Origin of the sequence: Terrabacter sp. BE26, assembly GCF_041941675.1 — a bacterium.
Classification (GTDB): Bacteria; Actinomycetota; Actinomycetes; order Actinomycetales; family Dermatophilaceae; genus Terrabacter.
In genome coordinates this window covers 1,267,778-1,289,141 of record NZ_CP090122.1, presented here as the reverse complement: position 1 = coordinate 1,289,141, position 21,364 = coordinate 1,267,778, and the positions used below count along the sequence as shown (strand labels likewise).

Here is a 21,364-nt window from a genome sequence, read left to right as displayed (position 1 = left end):
GCGTATCGTAGCCTCGCAATGGTACGGATCGGATCATTCAAACGTATGGTTAGGAGCAGGGAGTGGACGTCGCAACGGCTCTGCGCTGGACCGCAGCCCGCTACCCACATCGTCGTGCCGTAGGGGGAGCTGCTCCGCTGACCTACGCCGAGTGGGACGACCGCACGGAGCGCCTCGCACATGCCCTCCATGAGCTCGGCGCAGTCGAGGGGAGTCGAGCCGTCCTTCTGCTGGCGGGAGGAGAGCCCCTTGCGACGCTGCACCTCGCCGCCCAGAAGGCGCGCGTGGTCTCCGTACCGCTCTCGACGCGGTTCGGTCCGGAGGAGGTGGCCTACTGCCTCACCGACAGCGAACCGTCGCTGGTCGCTGTGGACGAGTCGACCGTCGCCGTCGTGAGCCAGGCGCTCGACGACCTCGACGGACTGCCTCCGCTCGTCGTCTGGGCTGGGCGCCCCGAGAACTCGCCACCCGGTATGCCGTCCCTCGAGGCCGCCGCTCGGCGCTCGCCCTCGACGCCGGTCCCGTCCACCTCCGCCGAGGACGACATCAGCGTCATGCTCTACACCTCGGGCACCACCGGCCGCCCGAAAGGTGTGCCCCGCACCCATCGGGCCGAGCACTATGCGGCGCTGGCCCACCTCATCCAGACGGGTCACCGCCCGGGTGAGGTCACCCTCGGCGTGATGCCCATGTTCCACACCATGGGGCTGCGGACGCTGCTGGCCAGCGTCCTGGCGGCCGGAACCTGGGTGCCTCTCGCCAAGTTCGAGACGCAGGCGGCGCTGCACCTCATCATGTCCGAGAACGTGAGCGCGCTCTACCTCGTTCCCACCATCTACTGGTCCCTCGCGGAGACCGGCCGGCTCGGGGACGCGACTTCGGTGCGCCGACTTGCCTACGCAGGAGCGTCCATGACGCCCACGCTGGCCGCGCAGCTCGGTGACACGCTGAGCCCGGAGCGTTTCGTGAACCACTTCGGCAGCACGGAGATCTACACCTTCACCATCGGCCCGGACGCCGCCACCAAACCCGGGTGTGCCGGTCGTGCCGGCGTCTTCTCCAACGTCCGCCTGGTGGATCCCGACCCCGGTGCATCCCCGGAGGACGTCGTCGCACCCGGTGAACAGGGCCAGGTCGCCGTCTCCCTGCGCAGCCCCGAGGCCTTCAGCGGGTACTGGCGCCGACCGGATGCCGACCGCAAGTCGATCCGGGACGGGTGGTACTTCACCGGCGACCTGGCCACCACGGACGACGACGGAGACATCTGGGTGTCCGGGCGGGTGGACGACATGATCAACTCCGGCGGGGAGAACATCTACCCCGAGGAGATCGAGCATGTCCTCGCGTCGTGCCCGGACCTCCGGGAGGTCGTCGTGGTCGGGACTCCCGACGCCAAGTGGGGCTCGGCGGTCACCGCGTTCGTCGTGGGCGCGAGCGGCGACTCACCGAGCGAGACCCTCGCCAAGGCCGAGAGGTTCGCCCGCTTCGAGTCCGGGCTGCCGTCGATGAAGAGGCCCAAGCGTTTCGTCGTCGTCGACCGGATCCCCAAGTCTGCCGTGGGAAAGATCCTGCGCCGTCGACTGGTCGATGGCGACTTCACCCAACTAGCCGACTCCAGCGAGGGAAGTCCCACATGACGACATCGGCCCGCATCGAGGACGCCGCCCTGCTGACTGGGCAAGGACGCTTTCTCGACGACCTGGACCCGCTGCCCGGAACGCTCGTGGCCACGGTGGTGCGTAGCCCACATGCGCATGCCCGCATCCGCAGCGTGAGCCTGGAACGTGCCCGACGCCACCCCGGTGTGGCGGCGGTGATCGGGCCGGAAGAGGTTCTCGCAACCCTCAAGCCGTTTCCCCTGTCCGTGTCCGCACCCACTCCGTACTACGCGACAGGAACTGACAAGGTGCGGTTCGTCGGGGAGCCGGTCGCCGTGGTCGTCGCCTCGGACCGCTACACGGCCGAGGATGCGGCGGAGCTCGTCGACATCGACTACGAGCCGCTCCCGGCCGTCGTCCGCACGGATGCGGCGATGGAGCCCACGGCTCCCCGACTTCACGACCAGGCCCAGAGCAACGTGGCGACCGACCGGACCTTCGACTTCGGAGACGTCGAGGGAGCCTTCGGGGCGGCCAGCCACGTCGTGACCAGCAGCTACTCCTTCCCGCGATACTCCTCGACTCCGATGGAGTGCTACTCGGTGGTGGCCGACTGGCGCGAGGGGAGCGAGGGGCCGGAGGTCGTCGCCCACGCCAACTTCCACGGACCCTTCTCCATGGCCCCCGTCCTGGCCGGGGCGCTCGGCATCCCGACGTCCTCACTGCGCCTCATCGTCCCGGGCGACATCGGTGGCAGCTTCGGCATCAAGTCGGCCATCTATCCCTACATCGCGCTCATGGCCGTGGCGAGCAGGTATGCGGGTCGCCCGGTGAGGTGGACGGAGGACCGGTTGGAGCACCTGCTGGCCAGCTCATCCGGCTCCGACCGCCTCATGACCCTCGAGGCGGCTGTCGACGACGAGGGGCTGGTCAGCGCCCTGCGCGTCGACCTCGTCGACAACGTGGGAGCGTACCTACGCCCACCCGAGCCCAGCACCCTCTACCGCTGCTTCGGCAACATCACCGGCGCATACACGATCGACAACGTCACGATCCGCGCCCGCGGGGTCGTGACGAACAAGGCGCCGACCGGACTCAACCGTGGCTTCGGCGGCCAGCAGCTCTACTTCGGGCTCGAGCGGCTCATGGACAAGATCGCGTCGACCTGCGGCATCGACCCGGCAGAGCTCCGCAGCCGAAACATGGTGCGCGCGGACTCCTTCCCGTATGCCACCCCCAGCGGGGGCATCTACGACTCCGGCGACTACCACGCTGCCCTGCAGCTCGCCCTCAAGAACGCCGACTACGAGGCCCTCCGGGCGGAACAGCGGTTGGCACGCGAACGAGGGGAGTGGATGGGCATCGGCGTAGCCACCATCGTCGATCCCTCAGCCACCAACATCGGCTACGTCGGTCTGGCCACGCCGGTCCAGGACCGAACCGCCAAGCGCGGCAAGTCCGGTTCGACGGAGCACGTCCGGGTCAGCGTGGACCTCCAAGGGGTCGTCTCGGTTCTGCTCGGCACCGTGCCGCAGGGACAGGGGCACGCCACCGTCGCCCGAGACATCGTGGCGCGACACCTCGGGCTGCCCGTCGAGCAGGTCCGCCCCCGTGTGGAGATGGACACCGCGACGACGCCGTGGACCATCAGCTCCGGCAGCTACTCCTCTCGCTTCGCGCCGCTGCTCACCAGCGCGCTGCTCGAGGCGTGCGACAGGATCGCCGAGACGATCAAGATCGCCGGCTCGGTCCTGCTCGAGGCTGACCCGGAGTCGCTCGAGCTGGCGGAGGGCAAGGTTCGCGTCATCGACGAGCCCGACCGGGCCGTCGCCTTCCGGCACGCTGCCGGCCTGGTCCACTGGGACCCCGGCTCGCTGCCCGACGGAGTCTCTGCCCGGCTCTATGAGGAGGCGGCGTTCACCCCGCCCCAGTCCAAAGCGCCCTCTCGCACCGACCAGGTCAACTCCAGCCTCTGCTACGGCTTCGTCGCCGACGTGGTGGTCGTCCGCATCGACAAGGAGACGCTGTCGGTGACCATCGAGAAGCTCTCGACGGTGCACGACGCGGGAACGATCCTCAACCAGACGCTCGTCGACGGGCAGGTCCACGGCGCCATCGTCCAGGCCATGGGCGGCGCGATGTTCGAGGAGATGACCTACTCGGACTCCGGCCAACCCACCGCCGGGACCTTCATGGACTATCTGTGCCCCACGTCGGCGGAGTCCTGCTTCCCGGTGGTCAGCGACCACCTCGAGACGCCGTCGCCACTGACCCGGCTGGGCGCCAAGGGCTGCGGCGAAGGAAGCTCCATGAGCCTTCCGGTGGCCATCGCCAACGCCGTGGCCGACGCGCTCGCACCAGAAGGCATCGAGATCACCTCGCTGCCTCTCCACGGAAACGTCCTGCACCAACTGCTCAACACGAGAGAAGGAAAGTGACATGCCACTGACCGGAGGCCAGATCCGCCTTGATCGCAGCCATGACGGACGGGTTGCCAACCTCACCATCGACCACGGTCGGTACAACGTCATCACGATGGAGACCCGGCAGCTCATGCAGGACCGCTTCACCGAGATCGACGCGGACCCGACGGTCCAGGTCGTCGTCATCCGCGGCGAGGGCGAGCACTTCACGTCCGGGGGTGACATCGCCGGGTTCATGGAGGTCGACCCCGTCGACCTGACCGATCTGGGCCAGAACGTCACCGCGGCAGCGAGGAGCCCCAAGCCGGTCATCGTGGCGATCGACGGCTACTGCTTCGGGGTCGGCCTCGAGCTGGCGCTCGCGGCCGACATCCGGATCGCGACCGACCGATCCCGCTTCGCGCTTCCCGAGATGAAGCTGGGCATGATGCCGGGTAGCGGCGGAACCCAGCGTCTTGCGCGTCTCATCGGCCTGTCCAGGGCGAAGTACCACATCCTGACGGGCGAGCGCATCACCGGCCAGCAGGCGTTGGACTGGGGCCTGACCTCGCACAACTGCGCAGACCGCGAGGAGCTGGAGAAGCGCGTCGACGAGGTCGTGACGATGCTCCTGGGCTACTCGCCCATCGCCCTGCGGACGGCCAAGGAGGTTCTCGACCGAGGCGTCGACGGGCCGCTCTACACCGGGATCGAGCTCGAGCGGAAGGCCTACGCCATGCTGCGGTCGACCAAGGACTTCGCCGAAGGCGTCGCCGCGTTCGGGGAGAAGCGCCCCCCCGTCTTCCAGGGGCGGTGACCCAGCGATGAAGCCGGCCTCATTCGCCTACGTGCGCCCGGCCACGGTCGAGGACACCCTCGCCGAGCTGGGGCGCGAGGGCGCCAAGGTGCTGGCCGGCGGCCAGTCCCTCGTGCCGGTGCTGGCGATGCGTCTGGGCCGGCCGTCGACCTTGGTCGACCTCAACGCGGTGCCGGAGCTGAAGGAGCTCGCCCTCGACGGAGGCCAGCTGCGGGTCGGGGCCATGGTGCGTCAGCGCCAGGTGCAGTACGACCCCGTCTCACAAGCGGTGCCCCTTCTGCGGCTGGCCCTCCCGTGGGTCGGCCACCGGGAGATCCGCAGCCGGGGGACGGTGTGCGGCAGCCTGGCCCACGCAGACCCCTCGGCCGAGCTGCCTGCCGTGGCCACGTGCCTGGATGCCACCATGACGCTGCGCAGCTCCCGGGGCAGCCGTGACGTGGCGGCCTCCGAGTTCTTCGCCGGCGCGATGACGACGGTGATGGAGCCGGACGAGCTGCTGACGGCGGTGCGGTTCCCCGTCGCGGCGGCAGGGGAGGGATTCGGCTTCGGAGAGATCGCCCGGCGCCATGGTGACTTCGCGTTGGCCGGGGTGGCGGCCCGGGTGAAGACCGGCGCCGACCACGTCGAGGCTGCCATCACCTGCTTCGGCGTCTCCGACCGTCCGGCCAAGGCGGATGTCTCCGCCGAGCTCGAGTCCGCCCTCGAGCAGGTCGGTCGTACACCCAGTGAGTCGGACCTGCGCCGGGCACTGGGCGAGTCCGCCGAGGAGGTGGCTGCGCGGGTGGTCGACACGGTTGGCGACGCCCACGCAAGCCAGGCCTACCGCCGGCAGCTCACCGCAGGGCTGCTCTCCCGCGAGATCAGCCGCGCCTACCTGAAGTCCGTGAACCCCCGTGACGAGGTGTCATCCGCATGAACAACCCCAGCGCACAGCCCTTGGCTCAGGCCGGCAGCGAGATCGAGGTGAATCTGACCGTCAACGGGACGCCGACGTCCATGACGCTGCCGGCTCGCGTCACGCTGTCCGACGCCCTGCGTGACCATCTCGGCCTCACCGGGACGCACGTCGGGTGCGAGCACGGGATCTGTGGCATGTGCACTGTCCTCGTCGACGGTCAGGCGGCCCGAGCCTGCCTGCTCTTCGCAGTCCAGCTCGACGGCGCGGAGGTGACCACGGTCGAAGGTATGGGGCGCGTCGATGATCTCCATCCTCTGCAGGAGTCGTTCGGGCGCCATCACGCCCTGCAATGTGGCTTCTGCACGCCGGGCTTCCTCATGAGCTCCTACGACCTCCTCTCGCATGAACCGGATGTCGCGAGGGAGGACCTTCCTGCCGAGCTGTCCGGAGTGCTGTGCCGCTGCACCGGATACCGCAACATCATCGACGCGGTCGATGACGTGGCCGAAGCCCACCGCGACGGCATCCCCGGCCCGGGGAACTGCGCGGCGCGCACCCTCGTGGGCCGAACTCCCGCCGGCGCCTCGGGCGTGGCCGGCGTGACCGGCGTGACTGCCGAAGAGACGTCCGCGCCCGATGACTCTTCCAAGCCTCAGCACATCGAGCTGCCCTCGGGCGAGCCCACCATCGCCATCGACCTCACGAGTGAGCTGACCTCGAGTCCAGCCGACGTGGCCCGAGTCCTGGGTGACGTGCGAGTTCTGGCCCGATGTCTCCCGGGCGCCGAACTGACGGAAGACCTGGGCGACGACTGGTACCGCGGACGCGCCCGGATCGCGCTGGGGCCGGTGCGCCTCTCGTTCCAAGGCTTGGCTCAGGTCCTCGGGCAGCGGGCCGACCGCATCGTCCTCAACGCACAGGGCAAGGACACCGGCGGCGGAAGCGCGCAGGCAGGCATCGTCATGGTCGCCACGCCTTCGGGGGCGGGCACCTCGCTGCACGCGGACGCCAAGGTGTTCCTCACCGGCCGCATCGCGGGGTTCGGCCGCTCGCTCGCTGGAGACGTGAGCAAGCGCATGTTCGAAGACTTCGCTCGAGCCATCGACCAAGCAGCTGCAGGCGCCGAGCCTGAGGTGGACGCTCGCCCACCGAGCGCCTTCGCTCTGCTTGCTGCCGCTCTCCGGGCGCGTGCTCGGGATTCCGCCGACCGGGTGCTGAGGGCGTTGGGCCGTCGGCGATCGAAGAACCAGTAAGCGCACTCCTCCTGTCAGGCCCCTCCCAAGCGGGAGCGTCACCAAGACCTCACGACGACGAAACCGCAGGTCACACGAAGGGTGACCTGCGGTTTCGGGGTTGTGGCCAGGGGCGGGGGCGAACCGCCGACCTTCCGATTTTCAGGGAGTGGCATAGGTGCAGTTCAGCGGCCCGCTTGCCGCGTCGTGCGATCGGGCGTGCGATATGCCATCAGAACGTTCTCGGCAGTCGGCTCGCGTCTCCGCGTTCGGCGAGCTTTGAGAGCGCGTCGGCGATCTGCGCGTCCCGCCCCTCGACTGCGTGCATGTACCGCTGGGCTGCGGCGGTCGAGGAGTGTCTGAGCCGCTTCTTGAGGTCGACGAGGCTCACGCCTGTCGCCGCCGCCAGTGACTGCCCGGTGTAGCGGAGGTCGTGGAAGGCGATCGTGAGGCCCACCCTGTCTCGGGCGCGAACGAAGGCCTGGTAGATGGTGTTGCCCCGAACCTGCCGTCCGTTGCGATCAGCGACGAAGCAGACGGTGCCGCTGTACTCGCAGGCGTGGCGCTCGACGAGGGGCAGGATGTGCGGCGGGGTGGTGACCGTCCGCTTGCCGGCGTCGCTCTTGGGGTCCTTCTCGAACTTGCGGGGTGCTTCGAGCAGCTCCACGTAGTTGCGTCGCACCGTGACGTGGCCGGCCGCCAGAGGCCGGGTAGCCCGACTTAGCCGGCTCCCTCACGCCCGTCGAGCATGTCCTGCTCGTGGCTGCTGAGGACGAGACGGTCATCGTCGATCCCGGTCAAGGGCCCTAGGGACGTCGGTGCCATGAGGTGCCTGCCTTCCGCCTAGCTCAGGCGCCGTGTCGGGTCGAGGCGGGAGCGCCGCCGTACCAGTCCTGCTGGATGTGCTCGAGGTGCCGTCGCATCACGTCCTCGGCTCCGGCAGCATCGCCGTGGAGGATTTTGTCGACCAGGTCACGGTGCTCGTGAGCGGCCTCGACGCGGAGCTGGCGGTTGGCCTCGGGGCCCAGCCCGTAGAGCCGGGTCTGGTCCCGCAGCACCCTGACGATGTCGACCAGTCGTTCGTTGCCGCGCAGTGCCAACAGGTATAGGTGGAAGTCACGGTCGCGGGCGAGGAACTCGGTGGCGTCGTGGACCGTCTCCTCGGTGGCAACTACCAGTCGCTCGAGCTCGGGCTGTGCGTCCTTGAGGTCCATCCCGGCCAGTTGGCCCATGCTCGGCACTTCGAGCAGGAGGCGCAGGTCAAAGACCTCGGCCAGGTCCTGCTCGGCGAACTCCGGGATGCGGAAGCCTCGGTTGCGGACCACCTCGAGCGCCCCCTCGTTGACGAGGGTGAGCATGGCCTCGCGCACCGGGCTGACCGAGACGCCGAGCTCCTTGGCGAGAGCCGCGGCGGAGTACAGCTCACCGGGGGCGATCTGCCCGGTGACGATCGCTTGACGCAGGATCTCGAGCGCCTTGTCGCGCAGGCTCGGCGTCGGAGCGAGGCGCTGTGCGGGGAGGTTTGACAGGTGGCTCACCTCTTGACAGTGATGGGTGATCCCCACACGATAGCCGGTAATCGACTACCGGTTACGCAAAGGAGCGTTGGGTGAGTCTCGCGTCGCACGACCCCCTGCTGCAGCCCTTCACGATCAAGCACCTCACCCTTCGCAATCGCGTTGTCAGTACCTCGCACGAGCCCGCCTACGGCGAGAACGGCATGCCCAAGGACCGCTACCGCCTCTACCACCTGGAGAAGGCACGCGGCGGGGTCGGACTCACGATGATCGGTGGCTCGGCCGTCATCTCCCCAGACAGCCCACCCTCCTTCGGCAACCTCGTGCTCTACAAGGACGAGGTCGTCGGCTGGCTGCGTCGGCTCAGCGACGAGGTGCACGCGGCGGGCGCGGCGGTCATGTGCCAAGTCACCCACCTGGGCCGCCGAACGAGCAACTACACGGGGGACTGGCTGCCGGTCCTTTCGGCTTCACCGCTGCGTGAGCCTGCCCATCGGGCCTTCCCCAAGGGGGCCGAGAGCTGGGACCTCGACCGGATCGTGCGCCACTACGCGGAGGCGGCCGCCCGCTGCCAGGCCGGTGGCCTCGACGGCATCGAGCTGCAGTCCTACGGACACTTCCTCGACAGCTTCCTCTCCCCGTGGACCAACCACCGCGACGACGAGCTGGGCGGAGACCTGGAGGGCCGGATGGCCTTCCCGCGCCGAGTGATCCGGGCGGTGCGCGAGGCGGTCGGCCCCGACTTCATCGTCGGCATCCGCATGATGCTCGACGAGGACCGCCCCGGTGGCCTGGCCCAGGACGAGGCGATCAGCGCACTGAAGGCCTACACCGCCGACGGGATCGACTTCGTCAGCACCATCAAGGGCTCGATCGAGAGCGACCACACGCTCTCCAAGGTCATTCCGTCAATGGGCCAGCCTTCGGCGCCATTCCTCGAGTGGACCGGTCGGATCAAGCAGGAGCTCGACATCCCGGTGATGCACGCGTCACGGATAGCGGATGTGGCCACGGCCCGTTACGCCGTCCGGGAAGGGCTCGTCGACCTCGTCGGCATGACCCGTGCCCAGATCGCGGACCCGCACCTCGTCAACAAGATCGCGGCAGGTCAGGAGGACCGCATCCGACCGTGCGTGGGGGCGAACTACTGTCTGGATGCGATCTACCAGAGCGGCGACGCGAAGTGCATCCACAACCCCGCCGCGGGCCGCGAGCAGACCCTCGTCCACGAGATCGGCCGCCGGAGCGAGGCTCCTCGGCGTGCGGTCGTCATCGGCGCCGGTCCTGCCGGCCTCGAGGCAGCTCGAGTCCTCGGCGCCCGCGGCCACCACGTCGTGCTGTTCGAGGCCAACGACGAGGTCGGAGGACAGATCCGCCTCACCTCGCCATCCCCCCACCGCCGTGATCTCATCGGGATCGTCGACTGGCGCCTCGCCGAGGCCAAACAGCACGGCGTCGAGATCCGGTTGGGCCGGTTCGCCGAGGCATCCGACGTCCTTGCCGAGGACCCCGACATCGTCATCGTCGCAACCGGCGGCATGCCGAACCGTGAGTTCCTCGGTGAAGGAGCCGAGCTGGTCCACGACGTCTGGGACGTGATGGACGGGTCGCTGCGCCCCCGGGGAGACGTCCTCGTCTTCGACGACCACGGCGGCTACCCCGGCATGGACGCGGCGGAGGTGCTCGCCATGCGCGGTACCTCGGTCGAGTTCGTCACCCCCGAGCGCGTCATCGCGCCCGACGTCGGTGCGATGAACTCGCCTGCCTACCTCAAGAGCTTCGCCGTGCACGACGTGAAGGTGACCCTGCCGTACTATCTGCGCAGGGTCCGACGCTCGGCCGACGGGCGCCTCGAGGCCGTCCTGTGGAGCGAGTACGCCGACCTTGAGGTGACCCGGCTGGTCGATCACGTCGTCGTCGAGCACGGCACGCTGCCCGTGGCAGACCTGTACCACGAGCTGCGCGCCGGCTCGCGCAACGGGGGAGAGGTCGACCAGGAGGCGCTGCTCGCCGGCCGCCCCCAAGAGGTGACCCGCAAGGCCGACGGGCGCTACCAGCTCTTCCGCATCGGCGACGCAGTGACGAGCCGCAACATCCATGCCGCCATCTACGACGCGCTGCGCCTGTGCATCGCGTTGTGAGGGACCGGAGGGAGCCAAGCCATGACCACAAGCACCATCCCGTGGATCGACGCCGCATCGCTGACGCGCGCGTTGCCGTGGTTGCGGGTCATCGACACCCTCGAGTCGGCCATCCGGGCCGGGGCCAGCCGCGGGGACCTGCCAGCTCGCATCGGCGTCCCGGTCAGCGCCGGTGAGCTGCTCCTCATGCCTGCCGAGGTGGGCGCGGACGTCGGCGTCAAGGTCGTGTCGGTCCACCACGGCTCTGCCGGACCAGCCGTGCCACGGATCCAGGGAGTCCACCTCGCCTTCGACGGCGCGTCGCTGACGCCGACCGCCGTGCTCGAGGCGCGCACCCTGACGCTGCTGCGGACCGCGGGCCTCTCCGCTCTCGCGATCCGCCATCTCGCACCCGGCACGGCGCGGTCGCTCGCGCTGTTCGGGACGGGACCGCAGTCGGTGGCGCACGCCCTGGCCATCGACTCGGTCCGTCCGCTCGAACGGGTGTGGGTCATCGGGCGCCGGCCCGAGGCCATTGAGTCCGTTGTCGAGCAGCTCGACTCGGCCGGCCTCGCTGCGATCCCCGGCACTCCTGCAGACGTGCGTGCGGCAGACATCGTGGCCTGCTGCACCACCGCCGCCGACCCTGTGTTCGACTCCCGCGCGCTCCGTCCGCGCGCCACCGTCGTCGCCGTCGGCTCCCACTCGCCCACGAGACGAGAGGTCGACGCGGCCCTCGTTCGAACGGCAACGGTGATCGTCGAGTCCCGGGCGTCGGCGCTGACCCAGGCGGGCGACATCGTCATCGCCATCGACGAAGGCGTCCCGGTCGGCACAGCGATCGACGGAGACCTCAGCGAGCTCGTCCGAGGCGACGTGGCGGTCGCCGCCGACTGCCCACGGCTCTTCAAGAGTGTGGGCGAGGCGTGGGCCGACGTGGTCATCGCATCTGCCGCAGTCAGGGAGGTGCTGGCCCCCACTGCCGTCGTGTGACCGACCTCTGTCCCACCATCCCGAGCAACATGGAAGAAGGAGTCATGTCGGACCAGAGAGTCACGGCGGACGTCGTCGTCATCGGTGCCGGTGTCATCGGCTGCGATGTCGCCTACGAGTTGGCACGGCGCGGTCGTCGCGTGGTCGTCGTCGACCGAGGACCGGGTGCCGGGCACGGCTCGACGAGCGCTTCCTCGGCTTGCATCCGGTTCAACTACTCGACGTTCACGGCGGTCGCCGTGGCATGGGAGGCGAAGCAGCTCTGGGCCGACTGGGAGGGCTACCTCGACGGTACCGACGACGGCCAGCTCGCTCACTTCGTGCGCACCGGGGCCCTCTGCCTCGAGTCGCCGGGACAACAACGGTCCAAGGTGCTGAGCTTCTTCGACCGTGCGGGCGTCCCATACGAGGAATGGGACAGCGACACTGTCCAGGCGAAACTGCCGGCACTCGACCCCGGCCGGTTCTGGCCGCCCAAGCCGGTCACCGACGAGGCGTTCTGGGATCCGCCTGAGGGGTCGCTGACGGCGTACTGGACCCCGGACGGCGGCTTCGTGGACGACCCGGTGTTCGCAGCCCACAACCTCATGGCCGCTGCGGGGCGCCACGGCGCTGAGTTCCGGTTCCGTGCGCAGGTCACCGGGATCGTGCGCGACGAGCACGAAGTCCGTGGTGTCGAGCTGGCCGACGGGACGACGGTGCTGGCACCGGTCGTGGTCAACGTCTCCGGGCCGCACTCCGGTGTCATCAACCAGATGGCCGGCGTGCTCGACGACTTCGGCATCAGGACGCGGCCCATGCGTCAGGAGGTGCATCACCTCGCGGCACCGCCCACCTGGAACCACGAGGTGCCAGGGCCCATGGTCGCCGACCTCGACCTCGGCACCTACTTCCGTGGCGCGCCTGCCGGCGGGTTCCTGGTGGGCGGCGCAGAGCCGGATTGCGACGAGCTGCAGTGGCTCGACGACGCAGACCGTTATGCGGTGACCGTGAGCAAGGAGGTCTACGAGGCGCAGGCGTACCGCGCCGCCCGCCGGCTCCCGGACCTGACGGTCCCCAACCGGCCGTCGGGAGTCGTCGGCGTCTACGACGTGTCCGACGACTGGGTGCCCATCTACGACCGCACCAGCTTGGCCGGCTACTACGTCGCGATCGGCACGAGCGGCAACCAGTTCAAGAACGCTCCCGTCGTCGGCCAGCTGCTCGCCGCGATCATCGAGGCGAGTGAGGCGGGCGAGGACCATGACAGGGTGCCCACCCGGCTGACCCTGCCCGTCACCGGGTTAACGGTGGACCTCAGCGACTACAGCCGGCTCCGCAAGGTCGACCGGACCCGGAGCAGCTTCAGCGTCTTCGCCTGAGGCCGCCCCGACACCACCTCTTCGCGGTCACGCGGAGAGGTCAGGATGGTCCTCGGCGACCTGGGCGGCGGCGGCGTGCAGCGACTGCACGAAGTCGGCGACGGCGGGGTTGAGCATCCGCGAGCGCACCAGCACGTGGACGTGGCGCCGGGCGGTCACTCCGTCCAGTCGCCGGCTCCGGATACCGGCGCTCGGTGTGTGGCTCAGCGCCGGGATGAGGGCGATGCCGAAGCCCCGCCGGACGAACTCGTGGATCACCGCGTAGTCGTTGCTGCGGAAGGAGATCTGGGGCGCGAAACCGTACTCGGCGCAGAGCCGGTGGAGGCACTCGGTCCCTGGAGTGCCCACGCGGGTGGTGACCCAGGTCCGTGGCTGCAGGTCGGTCAGGGCGATGGCGTCGGCATCGGCGAGCGGGTCGTCGGCCGGGAGCAGGAGGAGCAGCTCCTCGTCCAGCAGCCTTTCCGAGCACAGCCCCTCGGGCAGCGAGCGCGGCACGAGGTCGTAGCGATAGGCGAGGGCGAGGTCGCCTTGGCCATCAGCGACGCGGGCCGCGAGCGTGTCGGCCTCGGCCTCGTCCAACTCGATGTGCACGCCCTGGTGCCGGACCTTGTAGTGAGCAAGGGCGACCGGCAGCAGCCGCTGGCTCGCGGTCGGGAAGCTGCCGACCCGCAGCACCCCGAGCCTGCCTTGCGCGAGGCCGATGACCTCCTCATCGAGGACGTCGAGGGCCGATAGTGACTCGCGCGCTCGTTCGGCGATCATCACAGCGGTCGGCGTCGCGGTGACGCTGCGGGGCGACCGGTCGAACAGCGGCATCCGGACCTGCCGCTCGAGCAGCGCCATCTGTTGGGAGACGGCCGAGGCCGTGTAGCCGAGCTCCCGCGCTGCGTCCGCGAAGGAGCCGGTCCGGACGACCGTCATCAGCGTGCGCAGATGGAGCGGGTTGAACATGGCGCCCAGAGTATCGGTCGCAGCCATGCCCACCCCGCCCCGGCTCATGTGATCAACCGAGCGCCTGGGTGTCGGCACGGCGGCGCGTCGAGGCTGTCATGAGACGAGCTCCGACTGGCCTGGCCGCGATGGTCGAGACGGCCTCCTTGGCGTCGGCGACGGCGTCAGTGGTTCGCCGCGGACGCAGGGCATCACCGATCAGATGGCTGCTGCGGCCGACGCCGGTCAAGGATTCGTGCAGGTCAAGGACCGGGTCGCCGCCGGACCACCACACGAGCGCGTCGGCGGGCACCCGGTGGGCTGGGCCGCCGAAGATGCCGGCAAGGTGGACCTCGCCGTCGCGTACCGCGACGGGCCGGACCCGTTCGAGCGTGGCCACTCCGGCATCGCCCAAGGTGCGGAGCATCGGGTAGAGCGTGTTGATCCCTTCGCCCTCGCCCACGTGGAGCCGGGAGGTGGCGAGCAGGGTGGTCGTCCCGGCCGCGTGGAGGAACTCCGCGATGAGCGCGCCGTCGAGCTGGCCGACCTCGTCGAACACGAGGACGGTTCCGGTGGGCGGCTCGGTGAACGTCCGGATGGGATCGAAGAGGGCCACTGTGCCGTCGTCGTGCTCGAGCACGAGACCGGACGGGACGGCGCCAGTGGCCACGATGACGTCATCGGGATTCAGCTGCTGCACGAGGTCGAGGTCGGCAGTCGTGCCTAGCCTGATGTCGACCCCGAGCTGGCGCAGCTGGCGCTGCTGCCAAGTGAGGAAGTCCCGCACCTCGCGCCGGCTGGGAGCGGCCGTCCAGCCGGCCATCTGCCCACCGATGGTCGTGGTGCGCTCGACCAGGGTGACGGCGCTGCCCCGCTCCGCCAGGCGACGAGCCGCCTCGAGGCCAGCAGGGCCGGACCCTACGACGACGGAGCGGTGGCCCTGGAGGTCGCGTGCCGCAGCTGCTCCAGGGTCGCCCGCATCGGGGTTGACCATGCAGGTGAGCGTGCGTCCGGCGAGCAGCCCGTTGGTGCAGACGTTGACGCCGACGCACGGCCGCACGTCCGCGGCGTGGCCCGCTCGGGTCTTGCTGATGAGGGCCGGGTCGGCGATGTGTCCCCGGACGATGCCGACTAGGTCGGCGTCGCCGGCGGCCACGATGTCGTTGGCCAGCGCCAGGGTCGTCACCCGCCCGACCATGGCGACCGGCACGGAGACTGCCGCCTTGACGGTGCGAGCCACGCCTCGGAAGAGTCCCGGCTGGGCCGGTGTCGGAGGCCAGTGCCGCACCCGGGCCTCCAGCCGGTTGTTGTTGCCGACCATGACGCTGATGTAGTCCACCTCGGGCTCGAAGGCCTGGGCGATCCGGGCCGCGTCGACCGGCGTGAGCCCGCCCTCGACGAGGTCGTCCGAACCGAGCCGGATGCCGAGGATGAGGTCCTGGCCGATCGCCTCGCGCACCGCCCTCAGCACTCGGCGGGGCAGCTCCAGGCGACGCTCGAAGTCGCCACCGAACTCGTCGTCTCGCTGGTTCGTCATGCGAGACAGGAACGAGGCGAGCAGCAGCCCGTGCGCCATGCTGATCTCCACCCCGTCGAGGTCGCCACGCCGGCACCTCTCCGCTGCCTCGGCGTACTGCTCGACGACCCGAGCGAGCTGCTCGGTCGTGGCCGGCACCGCCACCTGTCGCGTCACCTCAGAGAAGACCCGGGAGGCCGAGATGACCTCGGGCCCCTCGAACTCGGTCGGGCCGGGGTGGGCCAGCTGGGCGAGCATCGTGCCGCCCTCTTCGTGGACTGCCTCGGCGAGACGCTGGTACCCGGGGACCACGCTGTCGTCGATGTTCCAGAGGCAGATGTCGGACCACTCCACCGACGGCGCGACCGGGGTCGCGCCGGTGATCTGCATGGCCACCCCGGCGCGGGCACGCTCTCGGTGGTAGGCGACATACCGGTCGCTCACGCGACCCCCCTCGGCCAGGCCGGGCTGGTGGGGTGGCAGGAAGACGCGCCCCCGGAGGGTTCGTGGACCGACCTGCAGAGGTTCGTCCAGCAACCACTCGCTCATCATCGAGTCCGTTCTCTCAGTCGTGACCATGCGGCGCCGCTCAGTGCGCTGCTCCGTCCGTTGACGCCGTGGTGGCCGGAGGCACTGGGCCGGCCGGGGAGAAGCGGCTGATACCGCTCACGACCCGCCCGCTCTCGACGGCGCGGAGGACCTCTCGCGCCGTGAAGTAGTCGAGGTGACTGCCGCCCCCGTTCTTCATCATGGTGATCGCCGCAGGACCGCTTCGGCCGGCCGAACCGGTGGCCAGGGCGGTGAGGTCACCGGCGATGTCGTCGAGGGAGAACACGCCGCGTGCGACCGGGTCCACGAAGTCACCCGAGTGCTCCGTCGCGCCGTAGGAGTCGACGAAGACCTCGGACCGCTGCAGAAGGGCGTCGTCCGCTTCTCGCATCTGTGGCGTGAACGAGCCCACGAGATCGACGTGGGTTCCGGGACGCAGCAGGTCGCCCTTGATGATCGGGTCGGCCGACATCGTGGCGGCGCTGACGATGTCGGCCGACCTGAGCGCATCGTCGAGCCGGTCGACCACGAACGCGTCCACGCCCGTCGCCACAAGGTCAGCGACGAGCGCTTCTGCCGAGACACGGGTGCGGTTCCACACCCCGACGTGACGCAGGCCGGGTCGTGCGACGAGGTGGGCCCGGACCAGGTGGGGCGCCAGCGCCCCGGCGCCGACCATGAGCAGCGTCCTCGAGTCGGGCCGCGAGAGGAACTTGGATCCGAGTGCCGAGTCGGCCGCCGTCTTCCGGAAGATCAGCGCCTCGCCGTCCATCAGTGCGATGGGCGCTCCGGTGTGAGGGTCGAACCAGATGTAGAGGGAGTGCACGGTCGGCAGGCCATGCTGCTCACGGTTGCCCGGGAAGGACGACACGAGCTTCACGCCGAGACCATCCTCCGGCATCCAGGCCGGCAGGCTCAGGAACGCCTGCCGGCCGGCTGCGGCCGGTTGCTCGAGCACCTGCCAGCTGTGGTCCGGCATCGGACCACGGTGCGCCTCCTCGAGTGCGTCCATGAGCAGGGCGGTGTCCAGCGCCTCATGCACGACGCTCGCCTCGATCAGGAGCACGGCTGTGCCTTCGTCATGCCCGGGCGCTCAGGAGATGAGGCGGGCTTCGCCGGTGTCGGCCGCCGAGCCGTCGAGACCGTTCTTGACGAGGATCTCCTTGAGCTTGCCGTTGTCCCGGAGCGTCTTGAGGTCCTCGTTGATGGCCTTCAGCAGGTCAGCGTTGGTCGACGGGACCGGGAGTGACGCCTGCGCGGCCTCCTGGGAGGCGGCAACGGCGGGGTCCGGCTGGGCCACCATGATCTTCATCGTCGGGTTGGTGACCTTCTGCGACCCGAAGGAGTCGACGGCGAAGTCGATGCGCCCGGACTTGAGGTCCTGGTTCATGTTGACGGTCGAGGGGTAGATCCGCAGCGAGTCGCCGAGGTACTTCTTCAGGTCCTCGACCCAGAGATACCCATCGACCGTGCCGACCTTCTTGCCCTTGAGAGCAGCAACCGTGTCGACGCCGTCCTTCGACGAGATGCCCATCTGGTCGACATAGATCGGGTCGCTCAGGCTCACGATCTTGGCTCGTGCCTGCGTCCGGTACCAGTCGCCGACGGCGAGGTCGGCGCGGTTGCTCTGGACGGTCGGGATGACGGCGGCCGGGGCCATCCACTTCGCCTCGACGGTCAGGCACTCCATCTTGGCGATCTCGGCGACGATGTCGGGGTCGACTCCCGTGAGCTTGTCGCCGCTCTGGGCCGCGTATGGCGGCAGGTCGTAGCCGGCAACCGTCAGCTTTCCCTCCGTGACCGTCGAGAGCTTGTGGGCCGGCTTGCAGTCCTTCGCGACGTCAGCAGAGGAGCCCTGGCTTCCGCAGGCGGAGAGGGGCAGCGCTGTGAGGATCGCGACTCCGACGATAGTGGCGCGTAGACGCATGAGGATGTGCCTTTCAGTCCGCCTCCGGCATCGGTGCCGGAGGAGCGATGGGGTGCTGGGTTTGGTGGATCGATGGTGTGCGGCGGACGTGTCCGTTCAGGCGAGGTGACGTGACATCCGTCGCTCCACCCGGTCGGTCAGCAGGCTCGCGGGGATCGTCACGGCGGCATACATCAGGCCAGCCAGTGCCAGCACCGAGAGGTACTGGAAGGTGCTCGACCCGATGCTGTAGGCGCGCCCGAGCAGCTCCGGCAGGGCGATCGTGTAGGCGAGCGAGGTCGCCTGGAAGATCAGCACGCCGAACCCCATGAGGGGCGGGATCGCCACGCGGATCCCCTGCGGGATCACGACGAATCGCAGCGCGTCCGGTCGTGACATCCCGAGCGCCTCCGTCGCTTCGAGCTCTCCTCGGGGCACCGCCTGCAGACCACCGCGAATGATCTCTGAGGTGTAGGCGGCGGTGGTGAGGGCGAGCGCGAGACAGGCCGCCAGCGTGGACGACAGCGTCACCCCTGCGCTCGGCAGGCCGAAGTAGAAGACCTGGAGAACGACCAGTGCGGGTGCTCCCCGCCCGATCTCGACGACCGCGATGGCGGGCCAGCGCACGGCCCGGCTCCGTCCGCTCGAGCCGAGGGCGAGGACCAGGCCGAGTGGCAGCCCGACGACGACCGCGGCGAGGCAGACGACGATGCTGACCCACAGGCCCGAAGCGAGCTGGGGCAGGAAGCCGAGCCAGTCCTGGAGCACGGTCATGACGCGATCCTCACGCGCAGGCGGCGGTCGACCGAGCGGGCGAACCACGCGCAGGGCACGGTGATGATGATGTAGGCGGCAGCCGCCACGAGGTAGGGCGTCAAGGCATCCGACGACTGCTTCGCCTGGCTGTCGGCGAAGAAGAGGATCTCCTGGGCGCCGATGGTAAAGGCGATCGAGGTGTCCTTGAGCAGGCCGATCGCGTAGGTGGCCGCGGCCGGGATCGAGTAGCGCATGACCTGGGGGCCGATGATTCGGGCGAGCTGGTCGCTGTGCCTGAGGCCCAGCGCGACGCCTGCCTCCCATTGCCCCCGGTGCACGGCCGACAGCCCGCCGCGGTAGATCTCGGCGAGGTACGCACACGAGATGAGCCCGAACGCGACGATCGCGGCGGGCACCGGCTCGACCTTGATGACGCCGTTGCCGATGCCGAAGTAGACGAGGAAGATCCACACGATCGGCGGGATCCCGCGCAGCAGCTCGATGATCGAGCGACTGATGAACCGGACCGAGCGGAACCGCGACCGGCGCATGAGTGCCAGCGGGACACCGCCCACGGCGCCGATGGCGAAGCCGAGCACCGTCAGGAGCAGCGACATCGGTACGCCGCTCGCAATCGGCCCGATGTACTCCACGTCAGCGCTCCAGCACCGCGCGCAGGAACCGACGGGTCCGTTCCGTAGCGGGATCCGTGAAGACCTTCTCCGGCTGGCCCTCCTCGAGGACGGTGCCATGCCCCATGACGATGAGGTGGTCGGAGACGTCGCGGGCGAACTGCATCTCGTGCGTCACGACGATCATGGTCATGCCCTCGTCCGCCAGCTCGCGCATCACGGCGAGCACCTCGAGACCGAGCTCCGGGTCGAGCGCCGAGGTGGGCTCGTCGAAGAGCATCACCTTGGGGTCAAGGGCCAGCGCCCGGGCGATGGCAACGCGCTGTTGCTGGCCGCCGCTGCAGCGTGACGGGTACTGGGCAGGCTTGTCGCCCAAGCCAACTCGCTGCAGCAGCTCCATCGCCCGATCCTCCGCCTCAGCGCGGCTGCGCCCGAGGACCCGCTCCTGCGGGAGGGCGATGTTGCGCAGGACCGTCAGGTGAGGGAAGAGGTTGAACGACTGGAACACCATGCCGACCTGCCGACGCAGACCATGCAGCTGTTTGTTCCCGACCTCCTGGCCTGCGTCGATCGTCGTGTCGCCGACGCGGATCGTGCCGCTGTCGGGACGCTCGAGCAGGTTGATGCAGCGCAGCAGGGTCGACTTGCCGGCACCGCTCGGGCCGATGATCGCGCAGACCTCGCCCTCGCGCACCGACAGGGAGACGTCATCGAGGACAACGTGCTCTCCGTATGCCTTGACGATGTGCTCGAGGCCGACGTCCATGCCAGTGGACTTCGCCGCGGCGGGATCAGTGACAGGCTGGGCCACGCTGCCCACCTCCTTTCGTCCGGTAAACCCGAGGTGCCGCAACCTTGCCCGAGCGGCGGCGTCGTTGTGTACCTCTCTGAGCCCCACCGATCCGAGGGGTAGGCCCACCGTCTCTGTGGCTGTTTCCCCGGCTGCTCCTCTTGACGGCGTCACAGCTCGATGGCCTTGCCGAACCCGCGCTGTCGGGCACGGCGTACGAGGAGCGTTGCTGCGGCGGCGTCCTGCACGCCCACACCGACGCTGTTGTAGTAGACGATCCCGTTCTCGGTGCGCCGACCGGGCTGCCGCCCGGTCACCACGGCGCCGAGCTCGACGACCGCGTCGAGGTCGAGCATGCCGTCTGCCACCGCCTGGACGACCGGCCCGGCGTGCTCACCAGCCACCTCTCGGTGGTCGACGACGACGGCCTCGGCGGTGAGCACCGTGTCCCGGGGAACCTCGCATCGTCCTGCCGCATAGGAACCGACGCTGATCACGGTGGCCCCGGGCGCCAGCTCGGCATGGTCGAAGACCGGCGACTGCGACGTGGTCGCCGTCACGACGACGTGGGCCCCGCACAGGGCCTCTCGGGTGGTGGGCACGGCACGGACGTGGAGGTCGAGTTCGTCCCGCAGCCTGGCGGCGATCGCTTCAGCGGCAGCGGGGGTGCGGCTGACGAGGCGCACCTCGCGAAGCGGCAGGACATGGCGCATGAGCCGGACGTGTGCCTCGGCCTGGACGCCCGAACCGACGATGGCAAGGACCGACGAGCCGGGCGCGGCGAGGTGCTCGGCCGCGACGGCGCTGGCTGCAGACGTGCGGATGGTGGTGACGGAGGTGCCGTCCACAAGGGCGGCTGGGACGCCGGTGTCCGGGTCGAGGACCACGATCACCGCGGAGACGCTCGGCAGCCCCCGGTCGACGTTGCCCGGCACGACCGCGCCGAACTTGCACGCCGCCCCGCTTGTCGCATCCACCCGGGCGGCGTAGCAGAAGGTGCTCGTGTTGTCGGTTCCCTCCATGAGGATGCGGCCCGGCTGCTGGGCCTGCCCCAGGCCCAGGGCCGTGAACGCGTGCCGTTGCGACTCGAGGGCTGTCGCCTCGTCCAGCAGCTGACGGACATCCTGCTCGGACAGGGCAAGCAGACCGGGTGGGGAACCACGCATCGTGACCTCGTTGTCGGTTGGCGCTGACGTCGCCGCCAATCTGCCTGCGGGGGCGGCCGGCTCACCACCTTTGGAGGACCAGCGTTGCTGGGGCAGACCCAACAACTTGGCGTTCTCAGGAACTGGTGGATGCCGCTACCGATGTCACATCGTTTCCCTGTCGGAGCTGTCCCGAGCGGAC

18 protein-coding genes and 1 pseudogene are annotated in these 21,364 nt (G+C 69.4%); 9 read left to right on the top strand and 10 right to left on the bottom strand.

Annotation, left to right across the window (positions count from 1 at the left end; translation table 11 throughout):
• The first annotated feature begins 62 nt into the window (after window positions 1-62).
• From LQK93_RS06110 to LQK93_RS06085, 6 genes and pseudogenes are all read left to right on the top strand, one after another.
• Entirely contained in the window at window positions 63-1,637 is a 1,575-nt protein-coding gene (locus tag LQK93_RS06110) for a class I adenylate-forming enzyme family protein (protein WP_374970654.1), read from the top strand.
• Window positions 1,634-4,036, top strand: coding sequence for a xanthine dehydrogenase family protein molybdopterin-binding subunit (locus tag LQK93_RS06105; RefSeq protein WP_374970653.1), 2,403 nt, complete (start codon window positions 1,634-1,636; stop codon window positions 4,034-4,036). The genes LQK93_RS06110 and LQK93_RS06105 overlap by 4 nt, the downstream gene beginning before the upstream one ends.
• Before the next feature lies 1 nt (window position 4,037).
• Entirely contained in the window at window positions 4,038-4,817 is a 780-nt protein-coding gene (locus tag LQK93_RS06100) for an enoyl-CoA hydratase/isomerase family protein (RefSeq protein ID WP_374970652.1), read from the top strand.
• A gap of 7 nt (window positions 4,818-4,824) precedes the next feature.
• Window positions 4,825-5,733 carry an FAD binding domain-containing protein gene (locus LQK93_RS06095; RefSeq protein ID WP_374970651.1) on the top strand — a complete coding sequence of 303 codons (909 nt, stop codon included), beginning with the start codon at window positions 4,825-4,827 and terminating at the stop codon, window positions 5,731-5,733.
• Window positions 5,730-5,927 (top strand): annotated as a pseudogene (locus LQK93_RS06090) (2Fe-2S iron-sulfur cluster-binding protein); the annotation flags it as partial. The gene LQK93_RS06095 and the pseudogene LQK93_RS06090, both read left to right, overlap by 4 nt.
• Before the next feature lie 57 nt (window positions 5,928-5,984).
• Window positions 5,985-6,968 carry a 2Fe-2S iron-sulfur cluster-binding protein gene (locus LQK93_RS06085; protein WP_374971460.1) on the top strand — a complete coding sequence of 328 codons (984 nt, stop codon included), beginning with the start codon at window positions 5,985-5,987 and terminating at the stop codon, window positions 6,966-6,968.
• A 211-nt stretch (window positions 6,969-7,179) separates the two neighbouring features.
• Here the strand turns inward: LQK93_RS06085 and LQK93_RS06080 are convergent, their stop codons facing one another.
• On the bottom strand, window positions 7,180-7,614 hold the full coding sequence (locus LQK93_RS06080; protein WP_374970650.1) for a tyrosine-type recombinase/integrase: 435 nt from the start codon (window positions 7,612-7,614) through the stop codon (window positions 7,180-7,182).
• A gap of 181 nt (window positions 7,615-7,795) precedes the next feature.
• Complete coding sequence (locus tag LQK93_RS06075; protein ID WP_374970649.1) at window positions 7,796-8,485, bottom strand: GntR family transcriptional regulator; 690 nt, start codon at window positions 8,483-8,485, stop codon at window positions 7,796-7,798.
• Between the two features lie 71 nt (window positions 8,486-8,556).
• Here LQK93_RS06075 and LQK93_RS06070 point away from each other — a divergent pair, with 71 nt between their 5' ends.
• Genes LQK93_RS06070 through LQK93_RS06060 form a run of 3 tightly spaced genes read left to right on the top strand, consistent with a single transcriptional unit; the run spans window position 8,557 to window position 12,938 of the window.
• Window positions 8,557-10,605, top strand: coding sequence for an FAD-dependent oxidoreductase (locus LQK93_RS06070; protein ID WP_374970648.1), 2,049 nt, complete (start codon window positions 8,557-8,559; stop codon window positions 10,603-10,605).
• Window positions 10,606-10,626: 21 nt separating this feature from the next.
• Window positions 10,627-11,577, top strand: coding sequence for an ornithine cyclodeaminase family protein (locus LQK93_RS06065; RefSeq protein ID WP_374970647.1), 951 nt, complete (start codon window positions 10,627-10,629; stop codon window positions 11,575-11,577).
• 44 nt (window positions 11,578-11,621) lie between these two features.
• A complete protein-coding gene (locus tag LQK93_RS06060; protein WP_374970646.1) occupies window positions 11,622-12,938 on the top strand; it encodes an NAD(P)/FAD-dependent oxidoreductase in 1,317 nt (438 codons plus the stop codon).
• Between the two features lie 27 nt (window positions 12,939-12,965).
• On the opposite strand, the gene LQK93_RS06055 is transcribed toward LQK93_RS06060, so the two are convergent.
• From LQK93_RS06055 to LQK93_RS06020, 8 genes are all read right to left on the bottom strand, one after another.
• A complete protein-coding gene (locus LQK93_RS06055) occupies window positions 12,966-13,889 on the bottom strand; it encodes a LysR family transcriptional regulator (RefSeq protein WP_374970645.1) in 924 nt (307 codons plus the stop codon).
• Window positions 13,890-13,941: 52 nt separating this feature from the next.
• A complete protein-coding gene (locus tag LQK93_RS06050; RefSeq protein ID WP_374971459.1) occupies window positions 13,942-15,933 on the bottom strand; it encodes an FAD-dependent oxidoreductase in 1,992 nt (663 codons plus the stop codon).
• 40 nt (window positions 15,934-15,973) lie between these two features.
• Window positions 15,974-16,999: a hypothetical protein gene (locus LQK93_RS06045; protein ID WP_374970644.1), complete on the bottom strand. Its 1,026-nt coding sequence runs from the start codon at window positions 16,997-16,999 to the stop codon at window positions 15,974-15,976.
• 27 nt (window positions 17,000-17,026) lie between these two features.
• Window positions 17,027-17,860 carry a substrate-binding periplasmic protein gene (locus LQK93_RS06040; protein WP_374970643.1) on the bottom strand — a complete coding sequence of 278 codons (834 nt, stop codon included), beginning with the start codon at window positions 17,858-17,860 and terminating at the stop codon, window positions 17,027-17,029.
• A gap of 96 nt (window positions 17,861-17,956) precedes the next feature.
• On the bottom strand, window positions 17,957-18,613 hold the full coding sequence (locus tag LQK93_RS06035; RefSeq protein WP_374970642.1) for an amino acid ABC transporter permease: 657 nt from the start codon (window positions 18,611-18,613) through the stop codon (window positions 17,957-17,959).
• Window positions 18,610-19,248 carry an amino acid ABC transporter permease gene (locus tag LQK93_RS06030; RefSeq protein ID WP_374970641.1) on the bottom strand — a complete coding sequence of 213 codons (639 nt, stop codon included), beginning with the start codon at window positions 19,246-19,248 and terminating at the stop codon, window positions 18,610-18,612. The genes LQK93_RS06035 and LQK93_RS06030 overlap by 4 nt, the downstream gene beginning before the upstream one ends.
• 1 nt (window position 19,249) lies before the next feature.
• On the bottom strand, window positions 19,250-19,993 hold the full coding sequence (locus tag LQK93_RS06025; RefSeq protein ID WP_374971458.1) for an amino acid ABC transporter ATP-binding protein: 744 nt from the start codon (window positions 19,991-19,993) through the stop codon (window positions 19,250-19,252).
• Window positions 19,994-20,187: 194 nt separating this feature from the next.
• Entirely contained in the window at window positions 20,188-21,183 is a 996-nt protein-coding gene (locus LQK93_RS06020) for an ornithine cyclodeaminase family protein (protein ID WP_374970640.1), read from the bottom strand.
• Window positions 21,184-21,364 lie beyond the last annotated feature (181 nt).